We start from the raw sequence: 21,289 nt of genomic DNA, 5'->3' as shown, positions 1-21,289 counted from the left end.
AATCCACTAAAATTTATAAAAAAACTTGTTTTTATAGGTTTATTTTTCAAGGACGCCCTAATTTACTAAGCTATTTATTCTGGATGCCTGCTTTCGCAGGAATGACATACACCCTACATTCAACCCACTAACTATCCTTCAATTCACCATGCTGTCTAGCAGTTTTAATCAGCAATTTAATATTTTCGTCCGTTATATTAGAATTTGGAGCTAAATTTTTAAATTCATTTACGCTCATCTCTCCTAAATCTTCTATGGTCTTTATACCATATTCGGCAAATTTTAATATTAATTCAAGCGATAATTCTAATATATCTATTAATTCTTGCTCAACTCCTAGATCCTCTAGCTTTTTGATAATCTTTTCATTCTTAAGGTCGACGTAATTAATAGCTCGATTTTTAATCTCTACGGCAAGTTCTTCCTCAAAGCCTTCGATTCTTGTTAAAGTACTAATCTCACTACTAGCAATTTGTTCTACTGAATTAAATCCCGTTACCGATAAAAGCTGACCTATAACTTCTTCAACATCTAAAGCTTCCATAAATAATTCCGTAGAAGTTAAGAACTCTTCATTTCTTCTTTTTGATTCTTGCTCTTCGGTCATTATATCGATATTCCAACCTGTAAGCTGAGAAGCTAAACGAACATTCTGCCCTCTTCTACCTATTGCAATACTTTGATTTTCTTGCGAAACTACTACTTCTACCTTATGCCTATCCTCATCAATCAAAATTTTTGTGATTTCCCCAGGTGCAAGCGGTGCAAGAGCATTAACTATAAACTGTGCAAGATCATTACTCCATAATACTATATCAATTTTCTCTCCGTTTAATTCATTTATTACGGCTTTTACTCTATTACCTCTAATACCTACGCATGAGCCTACGGGATCTATACTATTATCCGAAGCAAATACCGCTATTTTTGCTTTTGAACCGGGATCACGTGCTACTGATTTTATTTGAATAATAGCTTCAAGAATTTCAGGTACTTCTAGCTTAAATAGTTTAACTAGCATCTGGTTATCTACTCTAGACAAGAAAATCTGCGGTCCTTTTGTTTCTTGCCTTACATCCTGTACATATGCCTTTATACGATCATTAGGTTTAAAATTCTCACCCTTAATTAATTGATCTTTTTTTATTATTGCTTCAGCGCGACTCAAGTCAACTATTATATCACCGTATTCTATTCTCTTAACTATCCCGTTTATAATTTCGCCTTTTCTATCTTTAAAGTCATGATATTGTTTTTCACGTTCAGCTTCTATAACACGTTGAGTTATAACTTGTTTTGCAGCTTGAGCCGATACTCTAGCATGATCAATCGGCGGTAAATATTCATATATCTCATCACCGATTTTAGCTTCCGGATTCTTTATTAAAGCTTCTTCAAGTGAGATTTGCGTTAAGTAATCTTCTACATCTTCTACTATTTTTAAGATCCTTAAAAGATTTATCTCACCGGTTTTCCTATTTATCCGAGCTTTAATATTATATTCATTACCGTATTTTTTTCGTCCTGCTGCTTGTACCGCTTGTTCAACCGTTGAAATCAAAATTTCTTTTGATATTCCTTTCTCACGGGCTACAGAATCTATAATTTGTAAAATTTCTACATTACCTATATTAGACATACATTATCTCTTATTGCTTTAGCAATTTTTTAAATACTTCTTCAGTTAAAACTAGATTAGCATTTTTAATTAAATCATAATCAATTAGTACTTCTTGTTCTTCACATTTTAAATATATTTTATTATTTTCGGCTTTAATTATTTTACCCTGATAACGAGTTTTGCCGTTCAATAATTCTTTAAGTTTGATTTTAACTTCTCTTTCTAAAAATCTATTATAATTTTCAAACTTTACTAACGGACGTTCAAGACCGCTTGATGCTACCTCTAAAGAATATGCAGCTTCTATTAAATCTTCAACATCTAGAATAGCGGAGATAGTCCTACTTGCTTTAGTACAATCTTCCACAGATATTTTTTCGCCGTTTAAGCTATCAATCAATATCTCGACTACTTTAGGGTTAACACCTTTAAACTTAACAAGAACTAACTCAAACCCCATATCCGTCAAGGATTCTTCTATTACGTTTGTTATTTGTTGTTCAATAGTTTGCATATTTGATATTTATAACAAAAAAGGTGGGATAAACCCACCTTTCTATAATTTTTATAATGCTTATCCGTAGCGAAAATACACTAATTAGAATATATAAGCAATATTTAACTTTATATTTTTGTAAAACTACATATTCATAAAAGGGCAAATACTCGATAATCCCTCTGGTCCGCTTAGAGATTGGATCATAGTCTCCTCCTGATGAACAAAATGCTTCTACATGAATCTCTGAGTATACATACCCCCCATTTTCGCTTCTAATATATGCTGCACATGATCGTTAAAAGAATGAGGACCACAAATTTCATCAGTTTTACCTTTTAAAAGGCCTAATAAAAATTCTTCAGCTATTCTACCGGTATGATAATTTATATTATCGTTCTCATTAATATTATTATAACTATCTTGAGTATAAAATTTATCATAGTGAATTTCAGTATCGCATATTGCTGCAATATCAGTTAATTTTTTTACAGCTGCATCTAATTGAAATGTATCACTGTTTTTATTTCTAGTAGAGTGAATAATCTGCATAACGGCGGGAAGCTTAACATTTTCTTCATTTGTTATACTATTAATTCTAGAAATAGAATGGCTTTCTCCCGACCCGCCGCTGATAAGAACGAGATCTTTATTGTTTTCTATATCCGATTCAATATATGAAGGGTGTACTTTTACCAGCTGATTTTCAGAATCAAATAGATAATTTGTTACAGTTCCATTAGGATTTTTCTTTATTAAGCATTCATAATAATGACCTTCTTCATCATGACCGGTTTTTATAACTGTAAATTCACTGTATTTTTCTCCTACTTTAACAGTAATAATTTGCCCATGTTTGGTATTACTTTTTGTTCATTTTGTCTATAAAATTTTATTTTTGCCGTATTTTTATCAGCACTTTCTATTTCGATTTTTATTTTATGACTTTCAAAACTCTCTATATTATACTTTGCTTTTAATTCATCATATTGCTTCTTTTCAGCACTTACAAAATGCTTTCCTACTATATTTAATATTTCCGTTACCAGCTTGTTACCCTTATCTACATTTGATATAAGCTCTTCAGCAACAGGTTGATATAACTCTGAAGGAATATGACGCCCTACATGTATACCAACAATTTTTGATACCGCCCTTTTAAATTTATTATCATTCTCTAATGCTGATTGGATCACTTCTAAAAGATCTACTTCATCTGTTTCGCTATATGCACTTAAAACCTTTAGAATACTACTGCCGGTAAGATTTAAAAAATTTTTCATTGCATTTGGCTGTATTCCTTTCTCAGGTTTTTCAGTATTAAAACTATTACTATTAAAAAATTCATTTACCACTGCTTCATATTTAGTTGCTAAATTTCCATAAAAAAAGATTTAGTAATATCAAAATTCTTAAATAGCTCAGCAGTTTTTCTTATTTCTTTCACTATAGTTGTTCTAGACATGATTATTCCTTTTTTAATAATATAAACCTTTACTATAATATGTATTTAAAATACATATTATAGTAACTAGTCTTATATAGACATTTTTCTTTTTCCGCATATTAAAAACTCTTGATTCCCCTTAGCTCCTAGTATTGGACTTGCTATTATACCGAATATTTTAAAATAATGCTCTTTCTCAAGCCAATCTTTGATTTTATCGCATACTTTTTGATGTAAGAGAGGATTTTTAATAATTCCTCCCTGCTCTACTTCATGCTTTTCGACCTCAAACTGCGGTTTTATTAAAGCAATAAGCATACAATCTTCTTTAACTAAATTTAGTGCAGTCGGTAATATAGTAGTTAAACTAATAAAGCTGGCATCGCAAACAATTAAATCAGGCTTTGTTATTATTTGTTTATCGGTTAAATATCGTGCATTAGTCTTCTCAAGCACCTTAATGTGTGGATTGTCGCGTAATTTAGGATGAAGTTCGCCATAACCGACATCTACGGCAAAAATTAATTTTGCTTTACGCTCAAGTAACACTTCCGTAAAACCGCCGGTGCTACTACCGATATCAATACAAACTAAATTTTCGGGATCAATTCTAAAATAATCCAAAGCAGCAATTAATTTTAATGCCCCTCTTGAAACATAATTATGCTTCGGTAGCTTTACCTTAATGTCGGTGTCATTTATATTAACCTGTATCCCAGGCTTAATTAACTGCTCATGCTTATTATGTACTTTACCTTGGATAATCAAACTTCGTGCTATGGTAATATCTGTTATAAAACCTTTTTGCAGCAAATATTCATCAAGCCTTATTTTAGTCATGACTGTTTAAATTTGAATTTAACTTATGTCATAAGGGCCCATTAGATAGAAAATATACAATTTGTCTAATTGAAAGTTGCAGTTTCAATTAGACATAATATATTTGAGCCATACAATAATGCTGCCACTGAAGGGAGCATGGTAATCTAGAAAAATATTCAAACCCTAACCAATATATGTCTTTTCTTACCGGCAGAGAGCTTTATAACATTTTTATCGAGTAAGAAATTAGTGTTAATTATCATATTTTCATCTTCGACTAATCTATCATTTATCTTAGCACCATTCCCTCTTATAAGCTTGCGTGCTTCCGATTTAGAAGTAGCAAGCCCTGCTTCATGAAATAATTCATATGCACTAATACCTGCTTGTAATACTTCCTGCTCTAAAACAACGGTGGGTAAATTCTCATCGATTTGTCCTTCTTCAAATATCTTTACTGCAGTTTCTAGAGCTGATTTTGCTGCCTGCTCCGAGTGACAAAGCTTAGTTAGCTCATAAGCAAGCTGTTTTTTAGCTGCATTAATATCTTCTGCCGCTAAACTCTCAAACCTATTAAGCTCTTCTTGAGTGAACTCGCTATATAATTTGGCAAATCTAACTATGTCGGCATCTTCGCAGTTACGCCAATATTGGTAATAATCATACGGGCTTAGCAAATCTTCATTAAGCCATACCGCTCCCGCAGCAGTCTTGCCCATCTTAGCACCGGAGCTAGTCGTAAGTAGCGGTGTCGTCATACCGAATACTTCTTTGCCGCTTATTTTACGAATTAAATCCGCTCCCATTACGATATTGCCCCACTGATCACTACCGCCAAGCTGCAAGCTACAATTGTAATGCTTGCTTAAATAGTAAAAATCATAGGCTTGCAATAACATATAGTTAAATTCTAAGAAGCTTAAATGCTGCTCACGCTCAAGCCTTAGTTTTACCGAATCCATAGTCAGCATACGGTTTACCGAGAAATAGCTACCGAAATCCCGTAGAAAATCTAGATAATTGAACGAATCTAACCACTCTGCGTTATCCAGCATAATAGCATCACTTTTACCGTTACCGAATTTGATAAACTTCGACAAAGATTTTTTAATACCTTCGGCATTTTTAGCTATATCTTCTTTGCTTAAAATTTTGCGCACTTCGTCTTTCCAAGTAGGATCACCGATTTTACTCGTACCGCCGCCGATAATTACAATAGGCTTATGCCCGTACTGCTGAAGCAATCGCAGAATCATTATTTGCATTAAACTACCGATGTGGAGTGATGTAGCAGTACAGTCAAAGCCTATATACGCAGCTATTTTTGTTTCTTTCGTTATAGCAGTTAACCGATCCAAATCGGTACATTGATGGAAATATCCTTTATTTATAAATTCTTCTATAAAACGCATATATTATTTCTTATTTTTTAAAAATTCCTTTTTTGCCTTTCTGCTAGGAAATAAAGTGTTAAGGAAAATAGCATCTTTATCACCTTTTATATAAAGTACTGCATATACTTGCGCAATCATTCGAACATATAAAATTTTTTGACCTTTATATTTCTCTTGATTATGATGTAATTTAATATCTAATAAATTACCGTCAGTAATCGACTGTATTATTTCTGCAAAGCCTATACCACGCTCATGCAATAACTTAACGTTCTTTTCATGATTATATCTATACTTGGTCATAATATTTAGAGTTTAGTAGCGTCTGAATGAATTAGCATATTAAGATAGGTCTGATAAGACAAACCATGCTTAGAAGCTTTAATTTTTATTGCTTCTATGTCATGTTCTGCAATCCTAATAGTAACAGATCTTTTTTTACTAAGATGTGCTTTTGCAAATTTTTGAAGCAAAGCTATTTCACTTCTATCATCAATTTTTTGCTGCTTTTCAAAATTATCTTCAATATCTTGTTCGTAAGAATCTAGTTTGATACTCATAATACAACCATTTTCAATGTTATAAAGAAGGTAAGTACTTTGTCAATACTTGATATATTAGATTATCATGCGAATAGTTGTAAATCTGTACATTGGATTTTGTGAAAGAAATTTAATTTAATCTATTTTTTAGTTCTCTTTGCATCATAGGAAGTAAAATATAAAGCAAATTTAAGCAAAAGTGTAAAATTAAATAATATTGTTTAATTTTTTATTATAGGAAAAGTTTTATAAAAAAAGAATAACAGAATGAAACTAATAATTATACCTATAGTTTTTTGAGCATTATTTAAGATCAAATCAGAATTATATTTAAAACAAATATATACGATACCATAACCCAATAAAGTTCCTATTGGTAATAAAAGCAGTAAGGGAAAAGGACTGTCTTGCCATAAAAAGAAACATATACCTATCACAAAAGCCAATATACAATAATAAGATTTAGCACTATTTTCCCATCTACTTATTTGTGCTTGCATAAAATTACTTCTATAAACTAAAACAATTAACACTCCAAAAATCATATCGCCTATAACATCATATATACTATGTACTCCAAGATATAGAGATATAGGCGTGAAAGCATAATATTAATAATCATTGTGATAGATATTATTTTTAACGTTTTTGAATTAAATGATAAAAATATTATCATAAAGAAAACAGTAGCCACCTGTACATCTCCACTAGGGAAACCAAATGATCCGTAACATATGTAATGTACTAGGCAGGCGGACGAGGAATAGAATAAGCCTTTTTAATAATAACATTCAATAATGTTGCAAATGATATAAGCCAGCCTAAATCCAAAAATAATCTCTTTCTTGGATTTAACCAGTAAGCAATCGCAATAATTGTAATGTAAAAATAATCACTAGCGAAAAAGGGAAATATTTTAAACCAGCTAGTTAATATTTCACTTCTAAAATTCAATATCCATTCAGGATTTATTTTAAATAACATCATTACATATAATATTTTTTAGAATAGTATAGACATAACCACATATGAGATAGACGGTCAATGATAGAATATGATTGTTAGGTATTGTAGTAAAAAATTTATTAATTTTTAAGAAATAATTAATATTCTCTCTTGACATACGACAGTCTATTAGTGTGTAATGCACTTAAGACAAAAAAGGAACTATCAATAACGTATTATAATATTCAGTTAGAATATATTAATTGATTATTACTTTTTTAGGTAAAATTAAATCCAATCAAAATTTTTAAAGGGGAAAAATTATGTTTAGCTATCTATTTAAATACAGTTTCTAATAACATATCACCTGAAAAAGTAGTAAATAATTCGACTACATATGCAGGAGTAAAAGTGTCTGAAGCAACATTTGAGTATTTTGCTAATGCTACAGCTCATTTTGCAAATGCTACAGCTCATTTTGCAAATGCTACAGAAGCTGCTGTAGGTTGTGCAACGTTTGCTGCTACAGCAGCCGGTTACGGTTATAAAGTACTTGGTAGTGCTTTTATGGGTGCTTGTGCTTATTGAAGTAGTAGCCGGTAAAGTAATGACAGGACACGCTTTTGGATGGGCTATGCCTACATTTGTAAAAGCAGCAATATCAACGCTATGGGGATTTGTGTTGGAGCAGCTCTTGCATATTCGCCGGAGAACACATTTGAGTTATTAAAAAATACGACTTATACAGGAATAGAAGCAGCAAAATTTGCTTATGAAAATACAGCAGGGGATAGTCAATGGAATAGCCGGCTTAGCTCATCTTGTGTATGATAACTTACCAAGCTACAACGAAACTCCTCAAGTGGATCTAGCCGGTAGCATAGAAATTTCATGGGTAGATGCTGTTGCATAAATCTCTAAAAAAGCTGATTATGTCATTCCTGCAAACCAGGGACGTTGTTGCATAAATCGGCGTCATTCCTGCAAGACATTATTGCATGAATCAGTAAAATCCACTGTGTCATACCGTGGTTTGACCACGGTATCCAAAAAAATAACTTAAAACACTGGGGGTGCCCGCTGCTGCAGGAAGACATTACCTGCGTAGATCGATTCCACCATTGTCACCCCGTAGCCTGTACCTGCTGGGTCCAGTTAAAAATACTAGTATTTTTTTATCATATTTATGGATTCCGTGGTCAAGCCACGGTATGACAACAGGAAATCGATCCACACAGGCAACGCCCCACGGGAATGACATAGAATAAAAACTGTCCGGTTACCTTACTGATATCTGTTATATTTTATAATAATAAAATTTTATTTCGTTGTTTTTAAATGCATCTTTTTTATTCCTAAAACCCTTTTTCAAAGAGCTACAGGAAAAATTAATATTACCGGCTTGAGCCGTGTCCGGTCCTTCATTTTTTATTTTCTCTATATCCTTACTACTTGTTACTACAACGGCAATATGCCCTGCTCTTTTTGGATTAGCATTTTTATATACGGATACAACAAAATATCCTTGATTAGCAAATTTTTGTGCTTGAATAAAACTATCATCACGATTTCCTGCTTTAACAAAATGCCATCCGTTCTTTATTCCGTCTGTTTCAAGCCACTCAGCTTGCTTATTTGATAAAGTAGGTATAAATTTCTTTATCGCTTTCAGGATGAGGAAGTAGAGACTGATTTAGAAGCCCCAAGGCTGCACTAGCAGCATACGCAAAACAACTAAAATGAGTCAAACGCTTTAACTTAGGAGAGTTATATTTTTCTGTTTCTTCTAATAAAGTTTCTCCCGACTTACAATTTATTACATTACCTTTCTACCACTTTTCCTCAACATTTAAAGAGTTAATTACCGCTAAATTTTTTTTAGCACTTTCCGATATATTGTCTGCTTGTGCAATCATATTAATCCAAAGTAAGTAAATTATGATTAATTTTATTTTATTCATTTTTTTCTCATATCAATTTATGAACCTCTATATACAATATATAATATGATAATTCAATTATTAATTGAAATTTTTTATATTTTATTATTCAGAGAAACATAGGAACACTCTATGTTTCTTGACAAATGCTATGCTTTTATATATACTTCTTCGTATGTTAGCAACAAGAAATAAGGCTTAGAAATAGGTACTTCAAACTTAGCACCCGTAGCTCAATTGGATAGAGTATATGACTACGGATCATAAGGTTAGGGGTTCGACTCCTCTCGGGTGCGCCATTCTTCAATTTCTTTCACTTTTATGAATGAATCAAACGGCGGACGCAGCATAAAATCAAGCTTTTCAGGTTTAAGTGTTAGGTTAGCAAAAACTAAAGGTGGTAGAAAAACGATGCGGGCAGCATTATATATGGCAACTGTTACGTCTGTAAGATATAATTCTGCAGTTAAACCTTTTTATAAAAGACTTGTAGAAAAAGGAAAAGCCAAAAAGTTAGCTCTTATCTTGACTTCTTAAACATAATTACCTATATGTAAAGGATAAAGAACTTACAGGCTTAGTTAAATGCCGTAAGCTGGAATGGACTATATTTTGAGCTAGGTGGATTTAGCTTTACCAAGTGAGATTTAAGCAAGAAAGAAACACATTTATTCCCAGGAAATAAAGATTTTTCTTCTATATATAGTTATCTCCCAGTTGAGATGTTTCTTTTTGACTGATCGTTTAAAGCTTTCCATTGTACCATACTATTACCTTTAGTACTTGCTCTTATGTTAACCATTCCTGTTGGAATGGCACTTCCAATATTTAAAGCTTTCTGTAGTATTTTTCTAGGTATGTGACTAAACCCTATATCATGTTTTTTACTGTTTTCTAAGTTTTTCTCTAAATTAACCAGATGACTAGAGCCGACACTTGCAATTACATTATATCCTTTACCACGAATCTCATTAATTACGCTCGTCATATATTGTGCACGATTCTCATTATAAAGCGGTGTATCTTTTAAGTGTTCTAGATTTTTACCTTCTAAACTGATAATTTTAATTTTATTTTCTTTAGCTATCTTATATAAAAGAGCATCTTGTAATATAGGTGTATTTTCTAGTTCTGCAGGTAGTTTTATAGGAGTATCAGGATTTTTTTCATTATACTCTAATATAGTTGTTATTTTAATTACGTCTTTCATACCGAGATTTTCGCCATATTGCTTACGTTCAATAGCTATTACCGTATTTTTATTAATAGTACCTGCTTGAATTTCAGCGATTAGTGCTTTAGTGTTATTAGTATGATCAGTTAAATGATTATGTTCTGCTCTAATTTCTACTGAGCCTGTTTTTGCAGCTGCTTTTGTATCAATTGCTTTCAAATCTATATTTGCCGTAATTACCGCTTCCCTATCAAACTTATTCAGTAACTCTTTATTATCATTTACAGCCGCTAAACGCTCGGTTCAATTATATTTTCCATTTACATTTAGCTCTTCTTGTAATAATAAATTAGTAAGATTTTCTTTTCCGACGCGAGTAAGATTACTAAATTTCAAATTTTTGACTAGATCAAAAAGTATGGGCATCACCTCATCACAGTTGCTTACTTTAAGTTTTTTACTTAACTACTTCTTAACACTGCTATTAAGTGCCTCATCTTCGCTATCACTTAGCGTTAACTCTTCATTCTCACTGGCACTATGTTTGCGTTTATTTGTATTTATGCTAGAATTTTTACGTGGCGACTCATTTATCAGTAGGTAATATGTTCCTATTAAATATTAGTTCTTCCTCGCTACTGCTGCTAGATAATAAGTCTTGAGAAGCGCTAGAGCTTTTACTTCGCAACTCCTCAATACTGTTAGGTGTAGAGCTCATTTCATCACTTTCTACATCATCCAGTAGCAACAGAGCTTAGAGTATCTTGAGGTGAGCTGCCAAGTGGTTGAAAACGGGGAGAAGTAGGATTTAGGCTTTGTGAAGGGACTGCCATAATGTTATCATAAAAATTTATAGGTTTACGGATTATACTTAGTGCTTCGTCGCTGTTATTATCTTTTTCTAGGTTTTCATTTTTTTGCTGGAGGATTTTATTTTTTGCTTTTAAGTCAGCTATCGTTTCATTAGATTCAGGTGGGGGTGTAGTTTGCATATCCTCATCACTACTATTAGGACTTAACTGATGATTAGAGTCTCCTGGAGAATTTATATCCTTATTTTGTGTGTTAAGATATGGATTCGGTGTTTCTTTATCACTATTCCTAGGACTCAAATGAGAAGATAAATTGAGAGGATTTACATGTGAAGTCGGCTGGGATACAATCATTGTATATTCTGCTATTATTTCTTCTAGGGAATCGTAATTAACATTCAGAACATCTGGTAGATTAACAACATCAGATTTATAAGCAGCTTTTAAATTTATCTTAATTTCCTCAATATTCTTTTTTTCAATATGTGATGTTAGTTTTAGCAGTGTTTTAATTTCATCAGGAGTTACAGTATAACTTACGCCTTCTATAAGGCTTAGTCTCTTTTAATTCATCATATGATATACCAAGAACTTTCTCTAATTTTTCTTTTACCGACTTTGCATTGCTTATAGGAGTAGATATTTGATATTTATAGCTATACTCACCTGATTTTTCTTTTATTCCTACAAGGTCCAAATATAATTTAGGCTTTATTATATTTAGTAGTTGAGAATGTACTATCTAATATTTCACAGTTCTCCATGCCTAATATTGTTTGAAGCATTTTAAGTTCTTCTTTATGGTAGTCAGAGATGTGTTTCGTTAACTGTGATTCTATCTTCTGATCAAGTAACTGATTATATGTACCAATTACATATTTTTTAGGAAATTGATCATTTCTTGCTGCTTGTGCTTCAGTAAAAGGGCAAAATCCCCAAGTTTTAACATTTTCAATAAAATTTTTTTATTATCATTGATAATATTTTGATATATTATTTGGGCATTTTTTAAAGCATATATACCACAATTAACATCAACGCCCTTATTAGTTAAATGTCCTCCTTGTTCTTTTGAGTTATTTACAATGGGTTTTACAGTTTGACCATTAGAATACATTTCTGCCGCTTTCTGAATATCTTTTGGACAATCACCTCCCATAGAAGCTTTATAAAGTAGTACCACTTGATCATTTTCGTCTTTTAAAATAGCAAAGCTTGTCTAATGTCCTATCATCCCTCCAGGTATATGATAAATTCCTATTATAGGCTTTTCTTTGGTTAATTTTGGAAATGACTCTTGTATATTTTTTATGTTTTCACTCCTCGTTGCATAATCTGGATCATTTTGATCTTGGAAAAAAATTACCAAATTAGTTTTTGTTTCATCTATTAATTCCGGAGCGATTGTTTTAATATCACGAGCCTCATAAAGATATTCAGTATCATTTTTTGTGTTATAAGCATTCTCTTTGTCTTCTGCAGTAATACCGTTAGATTTACTATTTGCTCCTTTTCCTTTATTTAGCTGTTATTTTTCTGAAATAAGAAGTTGAAGAAATTCTATTAACACATCAGGATGTCTTAACAGCTCCTGGTATAACCCATCTGCTGAAAGATTTTTTATGGTATTTTCTTGTACATAAACAAGGTCTGCTTTTGTTTTTTCAAAAGCTAAGTTTTGACTTTTAAGTTGCTTCACTGCATCGTTTTTTCAGCTTGTAATTCCCTCCAAGTGTAGTAGGTACATTTGGTTGTATTGTAGAAATGATAGGCTGTATTTGTGCTGCAGGAAAGGGAAAGTCATAAACTGTAGCAGCAATTATCTTTTGCCTAGGTTCATTTTTTGCTTCAGCTTCACTAGAAGAAGTGTCAGCAGTCAATTTCCTTTGTCTCTGTTTTTTCAAAGGTTCATTTTCTTTATCTTTGCTATGTTCTTTCTCCGGGTTTATTTTAAGCGAGGTGTCCTTAATCTTTAATTTTAATTGCTATTTTCTTCTCCTGTTCTGATAAAGCGTTATATTTTTCATATGCTGGTTTACCTAGAAAATCCTCTAACCAGTCAGGATTTTTTCTTATAGCATCTATTAAAGACAACAAGGCTAATTTAAAAATCTTACGGGATTTTTATATCCTGAATTTGCTAAACTGCAAATTTCCGCTTCTAAATCACCGCTAGCTATTATTTCTGGCTTTAAAGATTTCCTAGATAATTATCCTTATGGTTGCACTGAACAATTAATAAGCCAAAATTTTGCCAATATTTTATTATATAATGAACAAGAGCTAGTTCAGATTCTTAAAACTGATCGTAAAAAAATGGATGAATCATTATCAAAAATATTCCAAACTTTATCGGAACGTCAAAATTATGACGGTGGCTTTAGATATTGGAACAATTTTAATGACGATTCCGATCCATTTATTTCCGTTTATAATACTATGCATTTCTTAAGCGAGGGAGCAACTAGATATTTAGCCGTTCCAAGTGATACATTTAATCAAGGTATTTACTATTTAGAGAATTATGGCTAACAGATCAATAAACTCCTTAGATGAAGCAAGAGAAAAGGCATATGCAGTTTATATCCTGATGCAAAACAGCGTTATTACTACAAGCTATATTGCAAATATTTTAAAATATTTAGACGAGTACCATAATAGCCTATCCGCAAGCTATGCAATTATGGCAAGTCTTTGCCTATGCCGATAAAATAAATAATGTAGATGAGGCTACTATTAAAGTAACCTCTACAGATAAAGAAGTTACTTTAACAGGCGATAAAGTGATGATTGCTGAGCTGTCGGTAGAAAATAAGAATATCGACTTAACATCCTCAAGTAACGGCTTTTTCTATCAGCTTTTAACTTCAGGCTATGATAAGCAATTAACAGAAAATAAAGAGATAGTTAAAGGCATAGAAATAACAAAAAAATATCTCGATGAAAATAATAAAGAGGTTAGCAAAGTAAAATTAGGTGACAATATTACGGTGGAAATCACCATGCGTTCAGATAAAACCTTGAGCAATATGGTGCTACTTGATTTATTACCGGCAGGCGGCTTTGAGCTTTTACCGGATAACAACCACGTAAATATATTAGAACGCACGCAGGAAGTAATGATATGGAAACCGATATATATAAATAATCGTGATGATAGAGTAATGATTTTCGGTACTATTTCTGATCAAAAAATGACGTATCAGTATAAAATCAAAGCAGTTAATAAGGGCATATTCTCTACTCCTGCTATTTACAGTGAAGCTATGTACGACCCTCAAACTTACTATCGTGGTGTTATAGGCAATATTATTGTGGAGTAGCGTTACCCCGCACGGTTTTTATGTCATTCCCGTGAAGCATTGTTGCGTGGACCGGTAAATGCTCTCTATGTCATTCCCGCGAAAGCGGGAATCCAGTAAAACCTAAAAAAACTTGTTTTTTTAGGTTTATTTTGTCAATATTAAGACTACTTTTCTGGATTCCTGCTTTCGCAGGAATGACATAGATCCATGCAACAACGCCAATGCCCCGCAAGAATGACATATAGTAGGAGTTTATCCCACAATTACTTTCAGCTTCTCTATAGTTTCTGGATCTTTTGCAAGTTCTAAAAATATTTCCTGCTCATAGGCAAGTAGCTCTTCTTCATTCGTTTCATTATGTGTATCAATAATATCTTGAAATTTGCTAAGTACCTTATTTTGTAGATCGTTATATTTTGATGTATCTATTGCCGTTGCTAAATTTATTTATTTTAGGCAAAGTAATTTTATGCGGAATCGGTACTATCTTTTTAGATAGGTTTAATTTTTTAAAGCTTCCTCTAAAATATAATGCTTGTTCATATTTACGTGCATATTCTCTACATTATAATCTGCTTTAAAGTAATCGGCTGAACTTGTTTTATTCTGCTCTATAATATTGCTGATATTTCTAATTAGTTTAGTTTTATTACCATTACTTCGAGCAAACATTTCGGTAACACCGCCCCACCCGGGTATTAAACCAACACCAAGTTCTACAAGCCCTGCGTTAAGTTCTTGATTTCCTATAATAAAGCTTGAGTGCAATAACAGCTCACATCCACCTCCAAGTGCCACACCAAGACCACAGCTAATAACATGTACAGAGGAATATTTTAAGTGGAGCATGGTTTGGCTGTCCCAGCTTTAGTAAATTCTCTAGATCGTGAAAATTCTTATCTTCAATATAAGAAAGAAGAAGTTTTAAATCAGCACCGAAAGAAAAATTATTTCCTTGCGGATAAATATAAAGATTTTTACCGCCATTTTCGGCTTTACTTGCTGCTTCTTGTAGTAAATAAAACACCTCATGATTTAAACAATTCATTTTTGTAGTAATAACAAAAATCAAAACATCTTGATAAAGTATTAATTTTGCCGAGCTATTCTCTAATACTATTTGACTTTCTTGCAAAATATCTTTGTGAAAATTAAATTTTTGTTTATCGATTTTTTGATATTCTTTATTGGCTAAATATTGCGGAAGTGGGATATGCATTAAATCGGCATTTTTAATTACCGCATTCCAACCGTTTTGAGCCGCTATATAGTCAATAATTCAAATGGACCATATTTCCAGCTGTAACCAAACTTCATAGCAGCATCGATATCATAAATATTATCCGTAACTGACGGAACCAGACTTGCTAAATAAACATAAAATTCTGTGATAATTTCAGTAAAAAATTTACCGTAAACCGAATCACTTACAAGAAGCGCATCAAGATTATTAAATGAAATATCTACTTTTTGAACAGGACTATATGATAAGTCGTTTATATTGATAACTTCTTTAATCTTTGTACCATTTGATACCGATAAACGATAAAATCCACCATCACCTTTACGTCCAATTAACTGCTTCTCTATCATCTGATCAAGAACAGGGGTCTTTACATATATTTTATGATAAGCATCATTTGCAGGAAGAGAGGCAAGTAATGAACTTGAAATTAACTTCATTACTTCATGCCCGATTAGATCATATAAACCGAAAATTCCGGTACTCGGCAGCCCCAAACATGTAGTAAATACTTTATCTAGCAACATCAAGATTCTGACTTATCGCTTTACGGGCTACTAATTCAAGTAAAAAACACCCTACTCTATTAGCAATAAAACCAGGCGTATCATTACATTTTACTATAATTTTACCAAGCGTTTTCGTTAAGAACTCTGATACTCTTTCTATTACTTCAGCCTTTATCGTAGGGTCTATAATTAACTCAAGCAGTTCCATATATCTTGGCGGATTGAAGAAATGCGTAATAACGAATCTAAATTTAATATTATCTGGTAAATTCTCTTTTTGAGTCTTTTAAGCGGTAATGTAGAGGTATTAGAAGCAATAATTGCATCTTCTTTAAGATAAGGAATAATTTTATTATATAATTGGTGTTTGATTTCTAACTTCTCAACAATAACTTCAATAGCTAAATCATATTCTTTAATTAAATCTAAATCATATTCTAAATTACCGATGGTAATGAAATTTGCTGTATCAGGAAAAGATAAAGGTGGAGGTTTTTGTTTATGCAAATTTTCTTTAGCGGTTTTAACTATTTTATTAGGATCATCGGAATCTTTAGCGATAATATCAAGCAGCACTACTTTATAAGAGGAATTAGCAATTAACGCTGCAATCCCTGAACCCATTACTCCCGCACCGATAACACAAACTTTTTTTATTTCATTTTGCATAAGTTACCTTCTGTGTCACCCCGTGACTTGACCATGGGGTCCAGTTAAAAATACTAAAATTTTTTATTATTTTTTGGATCCCGTGGTCAAGCCAAGGGATGACATCGAGTGTGTTTTTCGATACACACAACCACGTCCCCTTGCAATGACGTTATGTCATAGCAACACTTAAGACTTTTACCGACGCCACCCCCGCTTGTCATAAAATTTTAGCACATTCATTTATAGTAACAGCAGTGGTAACGACATCATCGACTAATAAGATTTTTTTACTTACAATATTATACTTTGTGTTAAAGATACTACCCTTTATATTATTTTTGTGTTGTTTTCGTGAGAGAAAAGTCTGAGACTTGGTCCATTTTGCTTTAGTTAAAATATCAGCTTTTAACATTTTATCGGTAACTTTTGCAATTTCCATAGCTAAAATATGAGCAGGATTATACATTCGTAGTAACCTCTTAAATCTATTCATAGGTACAGGTATGATTAAATCAATATCTTTTATATCCTCGCTATATCTATTATATAAAAGCTTAGCAAAGGTCTTAGCAAATATCGTCTTATCTTGATAGTTATCTAAGATTTTTATACTAAATCTTTGTCCACATATACTACAATAGGGTATTGCTATAAACTCTAGCTTCTTCCAACAATCGCTACAAAATTCACCGCTCCCCCTAGTATTTCCACGCCGCTTAAACATCTCTGCGGCAAGATATAATCTATAAGATAATTATAAGTCTTTATTAACAATTAAAATCCTCTTGAAGATTCACGGTGTTTAGAAGCATTCGGTGTTGATTGTGATGATGGTGAGCTAGCACCATAACGAACCCCCTTGCCGTGTGACAAATTCTCTTGCATATGTGTTGTGCTTGCTCATGAGCGTTGTGTTGCTCAGGTTTTACTTTATTGCTAACATTTGGAGTTATAAAAGATTGAGATGTTTCTTCTTTTTTACCGTATATTTCTTTTAAATCACCAAATTGCGATTCAACAAAATAACCGACTCCTGCTTTTACTGCCGATTTAACTTTTTCAAAATTAGTTTTTTCAGCAGGAGGAGCAAATTCAGGTCTCGCTGCAACCTTTGCTCTAGTTACATTAAAATGCTCTCTTAACTGCCCTTCACTTAATTGATCAATTTTAGGGGGTATAGTTAAAAATTCTTCTAATGCTTTGGTATCTATTTTTGCTTGCCTTTCTTTTTCAAGCAAGTCTTTCTTATTTTCATAATTGCCTATTGATGTTTTTAAACTATTTATTTGATTTATTTTATCTTTTTTTCGCTCCATACGCACTAAATTAGCATCTCCTTCACCTATTACATTAGCCCCCCTCCTCCAAATATAGCACCTGCTACCAAACCACCTATAATACCGCCCTACAGAGCTTACTTATGCTACTAAAGATACCGCGTCTCTAAGGTAGTATCTCATATTGCTTTTAAAATCTCTTTAGTTCTAATTGTATTTAATTTTTCAGGTTCAACTTTTTCTTGGTAAATTTTAGGTAATTGAGTATCCAAGAAATTTTTAAGTTCAGGGCTATCTTTTGCTTTATCTATTCGAGTAGTCACTACTAACTCTGCTTGCTTCACATAATTAGCTTTAATATTTTCTAAAGTTTTTTTCTTGCTATCTAAACGCTTATCTTCTTTTACTTCTAAAGTTTCTTTTCCAACATTGTAAGCAACGGCTGATAAAGAAAGTGCAGCAAGCCCAACCCTGACGGGAGTGGGATTAAGGACTAACGATACTGCAACGCCGCCAATTCTAGCCGCACGTCTTACTGCTTTACTACCTAATGTTTTATATGTTTTCTCTAGAACATTTGCTGCAATTTCACCACCGGGTAGTGTCCTGATTTTATTTAATGCCTTATCGGCTAAACCGGGACTTGGGGGACCTTTTTCTTTAATTTTTGCACCTTGCTGAAGTTTATCAACCGGATCATAAGCTTTTGCTACTTTTTCTCCAACGTTAATTACTCCTTCTACTAATATGAGTAGGACTAGCGATAACTTTACTGCCCTCCTGTACCACTTCGATTGCTACTCCACTTGCAGCGGCACGAGCAACTCTAGCACCGTAAAGTGCCGTATCCTCTTGCAGCGTTCTTTTCCCTGCCGACTTATTTTACGATTGCCGTTTCCTGTGGAGGCTCAGAAGCTTTTGTTTGTGCTGCTTCTAAAAGCTCTACTCTTTCAAGGGTATTTATTGAAGACTTAAGCTTATTATCTTCTGCTGCATTTTTTATTCCTTCTTCAGGAGTATTAATAGATGATTTACTGCTTAAATTTTCTTTACTCATGCATATCTCATAAAATTATGTTCTATGTTATTTCACATTACTATGTCATTCCCATGAAAGCAGGAATCCATCTTTTAAAAAGTATAAACAAACAATGCTTTTATCGATTCTTGATTACTGGATTCCCACTTTCGCGGGAATGACATCAGAACTAGCTAGAAATGATACAAAAAAACACTCACCTCTTCCCCATCGCATAGCTAGTAATCAAGTTTTTTACAGGTTTAAAATTATTTATCACCTTAAATCCTATTTGTCTTAAACATCTTAAATTTTTGGAATAATTTGAAAAAATATTATTTAACTCATCAGTCAGCTTATACATAATAAAATTATCCTCTTGCCTTAGCTTTTGATATTCTTGTAATGTGCCATTATTACCAACTATCATACTCAAAATCTCTATATCCTTTATGCCCTGATTAAGCCCTTGTCCGGCGAGCGGATGTACTGTGTGGGCAGTGTCGGCAATAAGCACTATACGGTTATGAAAATATCTATTTGCTATACGGGCTTTTAGTGGAAAGCTACTAATCTCACTATCAATAGTAATTTTACCTAGGGAATCACCGGCATTTCTTTGAGTTAAAAATCTAACTTCTTCTACAGGCAAATTAACAATTAAAGCAGCCTGATCAGAAGAAGTTGACCATATTACGGATGAAGCATATTGATCTTTTAAAGGCAGCGAAGCAAAAGGACCAAGCGGCAGAAAATGCTCCATGGCACAATTTTCATGCGGCTTTTCATGCTTAATATTAAATGTAAGAGCAGTTTGATAAGGTTTCTCAATTTCATTAGCAAAGTAATGAGACCTCACTTTTGAATTTGCTCCGTCACATATAATTAATAAATTACACTTAATTTGTTTATCATCAAATTTTATAATCGAGTAGTCATTATGGCTTATAACCTCTTGATATTGATTATTATCAATTAATGTTATCAACGGATTATTAGTTATTTTTGACAATAGCATTTTTTTAAAGTCGCTATTCTTAACCACATATCCAAGTACAGCGTCAGCGTCATTTCGTAAGTCTAATATCTCTGAAGCCTTATTATCTACTACATATATGTCTTGCATTTCTGCTACAAACTTCTCAAGCTCTTCCCATATATCAATAGAGAATAAGAAATTTTTAGAATGCGGCGTTAAAGCAGTAGTTCTTATATCTTTAAAAAACTCTGGGCTTTTTACCGATTTACTCTCGAATATAGTAGTTTTTATACCCTTTTGTGCAAAAGAAAGCGCCGTTAACATGCCGCTAAGACCGCATCCTAAAATTACCGTATTAGACATCTGCCCAAACTCTACTTCCAGAGGTAATTTGTGCGTCGATCCGATACTTGCATCCTCACGTACGCTTGTGTACGCTGCGGTGCTGCGTTTCGTGTCTCCTACCAATTCCTCTCTATAAGCGAATTTGGAAAGATGTCTATCAATCTGTTTTGTTTTCATTCGATTCATTTATGAAATATTTTAAATATCCGTTTGTTGCTATAAAGCTTAGAAGAAAATAAATAATTGCTATATCCAAATATGAACTATTGCCTGAGTATAAACCTAAACAACAAATAAATAAACTCACTAAAGTCGTGAAGCTATTTAAAATCAATAAATTTGTAAAAATATCCGTTTTACTGATAAATAGGTAGGTTATTAAGCAAATAAATAATGAAATAATAATTAAAAAGATGTTAAGCATAATTTTTAAAATCGGTTTTACTGTTGGATACACAATCGTCGTCGTCATTGCGAGGAAATTACGAAGTAATTGACGAAGCAATCTCAGGAGCTTGTTATTATTTCATGAGATTGCCACGCTCCCTACGGTCGCGCGCAATGACGACTTGGATATCCTACCCCTCTCATTATATATGATCATTTATAACACTACAAACTGCAAATAAAATTAATTAAAATTCCTTAAATAATTTTAATATTATGTAATCTTAGCCAACCTTTACATTATAAATAGCTATTGTGACAAAAATGTTATAAAAAAATGTTGCTTTCTTTTACATTCGGCATTAACGTATATATTTAGGTT

The 21,289-nt window shown here is 32.6% G+C and carries 22 protein-coding genes, 1 tRNA gene and 7 pseudogenes; 5 read left to right on the top strand and 25 right to left on the bottom strand.

The window, feature by feature from the left end:
• Positions 1–127: 127 nt before the first annotated feature.
• From nusA to O6R16_RS05815, 10 genes are all read right to left on the bottom strand, one after another.
• Entirely contained in the window at positions 128–1,639 is a 1,512-nt protein-coding gene (gene nusA, locus O6R16_RS05860; RefSeq protein ID WP_499680395.1) for a transcription termination factor NusA, read from the bottom strand.
• A gap of 10 nt (positions 1,640–1,649) precedes the next feature.
• Positions 1,650–2,135: a ribosome maturation factor RimP gene (gene rimP / locus O6R16_RS05855; RefSeq protein ID WP_014014463.1), complete on the bottom strand. Its 486-nt coding sequence runs from the start codon at positions 2,133–2,135 to the stop codon at positions 1,650–1,652.
• Between the two features lie 216 nt (positions 2,136–2,351).
• Complete coding sequence (locus O6R16_RS05850) at positions 2,352–2,669, bottom strand: ferredoxin reductase domain-containing protein (RefSeq protein ID WP_499680394.1); 318 nt, start codon at positions 2,667–2,669, stop codon at positions 2,352–2,354.
• 275 nt (positions 2,670–2,944) lie between these two features.
• Positions 2,945–3,472, bottom strand: a complete 528-nt coding sequence (locus tag O6R16_RS05845) for a globin family protein (protein ID WP_499680393.1) — start codon at positions 3,470–3,472, stop codon at positions 2,945–2,947.
• Between the two features lie 182 nt (positions 3,473–3,654).
• Entirely contained in the window at positions 3,655–4,404 is a 750-nt protein-coding gene (locus O6R16_RS05840; RefSeq protein ID WP_499680392.1) for a TlyA family RNA methyltransferase, read from the bottom strand.
• 158 nt (positions 4,405–4,562) lie between these two features.
• The gene (gene tyrS, locus O6R16_RS05835) at positions 4,563–5,798 is read right to left on the bottom strand and encodes a tyrosine--tRNA ligase (protein ID WP_499680391.1); all 1,236 of its coding nucleotides are present in this window, start codon (positions 5,796–5,798) and stop codon (positions 4,563–4,565) included.
• A 3-nt stretch (positions 5,799–5,801) separates the two neighbouring features.
• Complete coding sequence (locus O6R16_RS05830; protein ID WP_499680390.1) at positions 5,802–6,083, bottom strand: hypothetical protein; 282 nt, start codon at positions 6,081–6,083, stop codon at positions 5,802–5,804.
• Between the two features lie 5 nt (positions 6,084–6,088).
• Positions 6,089–6,340 (bottom strand): CopG family antitoxin, encoded by a 252-nt coding sequence (locus O6R16_RS05825; protein ID WP_499680389.1) that lies wholly within the window; start codon positions 6,338–6,340, stop codon positions 6,089–6,091.
• 203 nt (positions 6,341–6,543) lie between these two features.
• Entirely contained in the window at positions 6,544–6,822 is a 279-nt protein-coding gene (locus O6R16_RS05820; RefSeq protein ID WP_499680388.1) for a hypothetical protein, read from the bottom strand.
• Positions 6,823–7,066: 244 nt separating this feature from the next.
• Entirely contained in the window at positions 7,067–7,309 is a 243-nt protein-coding gene (locus O6R16_RS05815) for a hypothetical protein (RefSeq protein WP_499680387.1), read from the bottom strand.
• A gap of 369 nt (positions 7,310–7,678) precedes the next feature.
• On the opposite strand from O6R16_RS05815, the gene O6R16_RS05810 reads away from it, so the two are divergent.
• From O6R16_RS05810 to O6R16_RS05795, 4 genes and pseudogenes are all read left to right on the top strand, one after another.
• On the top strand, positions 7,679–7,855 hold the full coding sequence (locus O6R16_RS05810) for a hypothetical protein (RefSeq protein ID WP_499680386.1): 177 nt from the start codon (positions 7,679–7,681) through the stop codon (positions 7,853–7,855).
• 78 nt (positions 7,856–7,933) lie between these two features.
• Positions 7,934–8,180, top strand: a pseudogene (locus tag O6R16_RS05805) (hypothetical protein); the annotation flags it as partial.
• 1,249 nt (positions 8,181–9,429) lie between these two features.
• Positions 9,430–9,506 (top strand) — tRNA-Arg (locus O6R16_RS05800).
• Positions 9,507–9,528: 22 nt separating this feature from the next.
• On the top strand, positions 9,529–9,744 hold the full coding sequence (locus O6R16_RS05795; RefSeq protein ID WP_499680385.1) for a transposase: 216 nt from the start codon (positions 9,529–9,531) through the stop codon (positions 9,742–9,744).
• Positions 9,745–9,913: 169 nt separating this feature from the next.
• On the opposite strand, the gene O6R16_RS05790 is transcribed toward O6R16_RS05795, so the two are convergent.
• The 6 genes and pseudogenes from O6R16_RS05790 to O6R16_RS05765 form a co-directional block, all read right to left on the bottom strand.
• Positions 9,914–10,600 (bottom strand): hypothetical protein, encoded by a 687-nt coding sequence (locus O6R16_RS05790; RefSeq protein WP_499680384.1) that lies wholly within the window; start codon positions 10,598–10,600, stop codon positions 9,914–9,916.
• A gap of 515 nt (positions 10,601–11,115) precedes the next feature.
• Positions 11,116–11,547 carry a hypothetical protein gene (locus O6R16_RS05785; protein ID WP_499680383.1) on the bottom strand — a complete coding sequence of 144 codons (432 nt, stop codon included), beginning with the start codon at positions 11,545–11,547 and terminating at the stop codon, positions 11,116–11,118.
• 163 nt (positions 11,548–11,710) lie between these two features.
• On the bottom strand, positions 11,711–11,890 hold the full coding sequence (locus tag O6R16_RS05780) for a hypothetical protein (RefSeq protein WP_499680382.1): 180 nt from the start codon (positions 11,888–11,890) through the stop codon (positions 11,711–11,713).
• Positions 11,891–12,064: 174 nt separating this feature from the next.
• On the bottom strand, positions 12,065–12,352 hold the full coding sequence (locus O6R16_RS05775) for a hypothetical protein (protein WP_499680381.1): 288 nt from the start codon (positions 12,350–12,352) through the stop codon (positions 12,065–12,067).
• A 369-nt stretch (positions 12,353–12,721) separates the two neighbouring features.
• The gene (locus tag O6R16_RS05770; RefSeq protein WP_499680380.1) at positions 12,722–12,892 is read right to left on the bottom strand and encodes a hypothetical protein; all 171 of its coding nucleotides are present in this window, start codon (positions 12,890–12,892) and stop codon (positions 12,722–12,724) included.
• A 112-nt stretch (positions 12,893–13,004) separates the two neighbouring features.
• A pseudogene (locus tag O6R16_RS05765) lies at positions 13,005–13,281 on the bottom strand (hypothetical protein); the annotation flags it as partial.
• Here O6R16_RS05765 and O6R16_RS05760 point away from each other — a divergent pair.
• Positions 13,277–14,516, top strand: a pseudogene (locus O6R16_RS05760) (alpha-2-macroglobulin family protein); the annotation flags it as partial. The pseudogenes O6R16_RS05765 and O6R16_RS05760 sit on opposite strands and share 5 nt — an antisense overlap.
• A gap of 234 nt (positions 14,517–14,750) precedes the next feature.
• On the opposite strand, the pseudogene O6R16_RS05755 reads toward O6R16_RS05760, so the two are convergent.
• The 9 genes and pseudogenes from O6R16_RS05755 to O6R16_RS05715 form a co-directional block, all read right to left on the bottom strand.
• Positions 14,751–16,919: pseudogene (locus tag O6R16_RS05755) on the bottom strand (3-hydroxyacyl-CoA dehydrogenase/enoyl-CoA hydratase family protein).
• Between the two features lie 86 nt (positions 16,920–17,005).
• Positions 17,006–17,367 (bottom strand): annotated as a pseudogene (locus O6R16_RS05750) (ComF family protein).
• Positions 17,368–17,553: 186 nt separating this feature from the next.
• A pseudogene (locus tag O6R16_RS05745) lies at positions 17,554–17,625 on the bottom strand (ComF family protein); the annotation flags it as partial.
• Between the two features lie 43 nt (positions 17,626–17,668).
• Positions 17,669–18,139, bottom strand: a complete 471-nt coding sequence (locus tag O6R16_RS05740; RefSeq protein ID WP_499680422.1) for a hypothetical protein — start codon at positions 18,137–18,139, stop codon at positions 17,669–17,671.
• A gap of 218 nt (positions 18,140–18,357) precedes the next feature.
• Positions 18,358–18,522 (bottom strand): hypothetical protein, encoded by a 165-nt coding sequence (locus O6R16_RS05735; RefSeq protein ID WP_499680379.1) that lies wholly within the window; start codon positions 18,520–18,522, stop codon positions 18,358–18,360.
• A 27-nt stretch (positions 18,523–18,549) separates the two neighbouring features.
• Positions 18,550–18,843: pseudogene (locus O6R16_RS05730) on the bottom strand (hypothetical protein); the annotation flags it as partial.
• Positions 18,844–19,055: 212 nt separating this feature from the next.
• Positions 19,056–19,235, bottom strand: a complete 180-nt coding sequence (locus O6R16_RS05725) for a 2-octaprenyl-6-methoxyphenyl hydroxylase (RefSeq protein ID WP_499680378.1) — start codon at positions 19,233–19,235, stop codon at positions 19,056–19,058.
• A 178-nt stretch (positions 19,236–19,413) separates the two neighbouring features.
• Positions 19,414–20,697 (bottom strand): 2-octaprenyl-6-methoxyphenyl hydroxylase, encoded by a 1,284-nt coding sequence (gene ubiH, locus O6R16_RS05720; protein ID WP_499680377.1) that lies wholly within the window; start codon positions 20,695–20,697, stop codon positions 19,414–19,416.
• Positions 20,678–20,944 (bottom strand): monovalent cation/H+ antiporter complex subunit F, encoded by a 267-nt coding sequence (locus O6R16_RS05715; protein WP_499680421.1) that lies wholly within the window; start codon positions 20,942–20,944, stop codon positions 20,678–20,680. The genes ubiH and O6R16_RS05715 overlap by 20 nt, the downstream gene beginning before the upstream one ends.
• Positions 20,945–21,289 lie beyond the last annotated feature (345 nt).

Origin of the sequence: Candidatus Rickettsia tasmaniensis (genome assembly GCF_036857515.1) — a bacterium.
Taxonomy (GTDB): Bacteria; Pseudomonadota; Alphaproteobacteria; order Rickettsiales; family Rickettsiaceae; genus Rickettsia; species Rickettsia rickettsii.
Note: the sequence above shows the minus strand (reverse complement) of the source record. Positions and strands in the feature narration are given on the sequence as shown.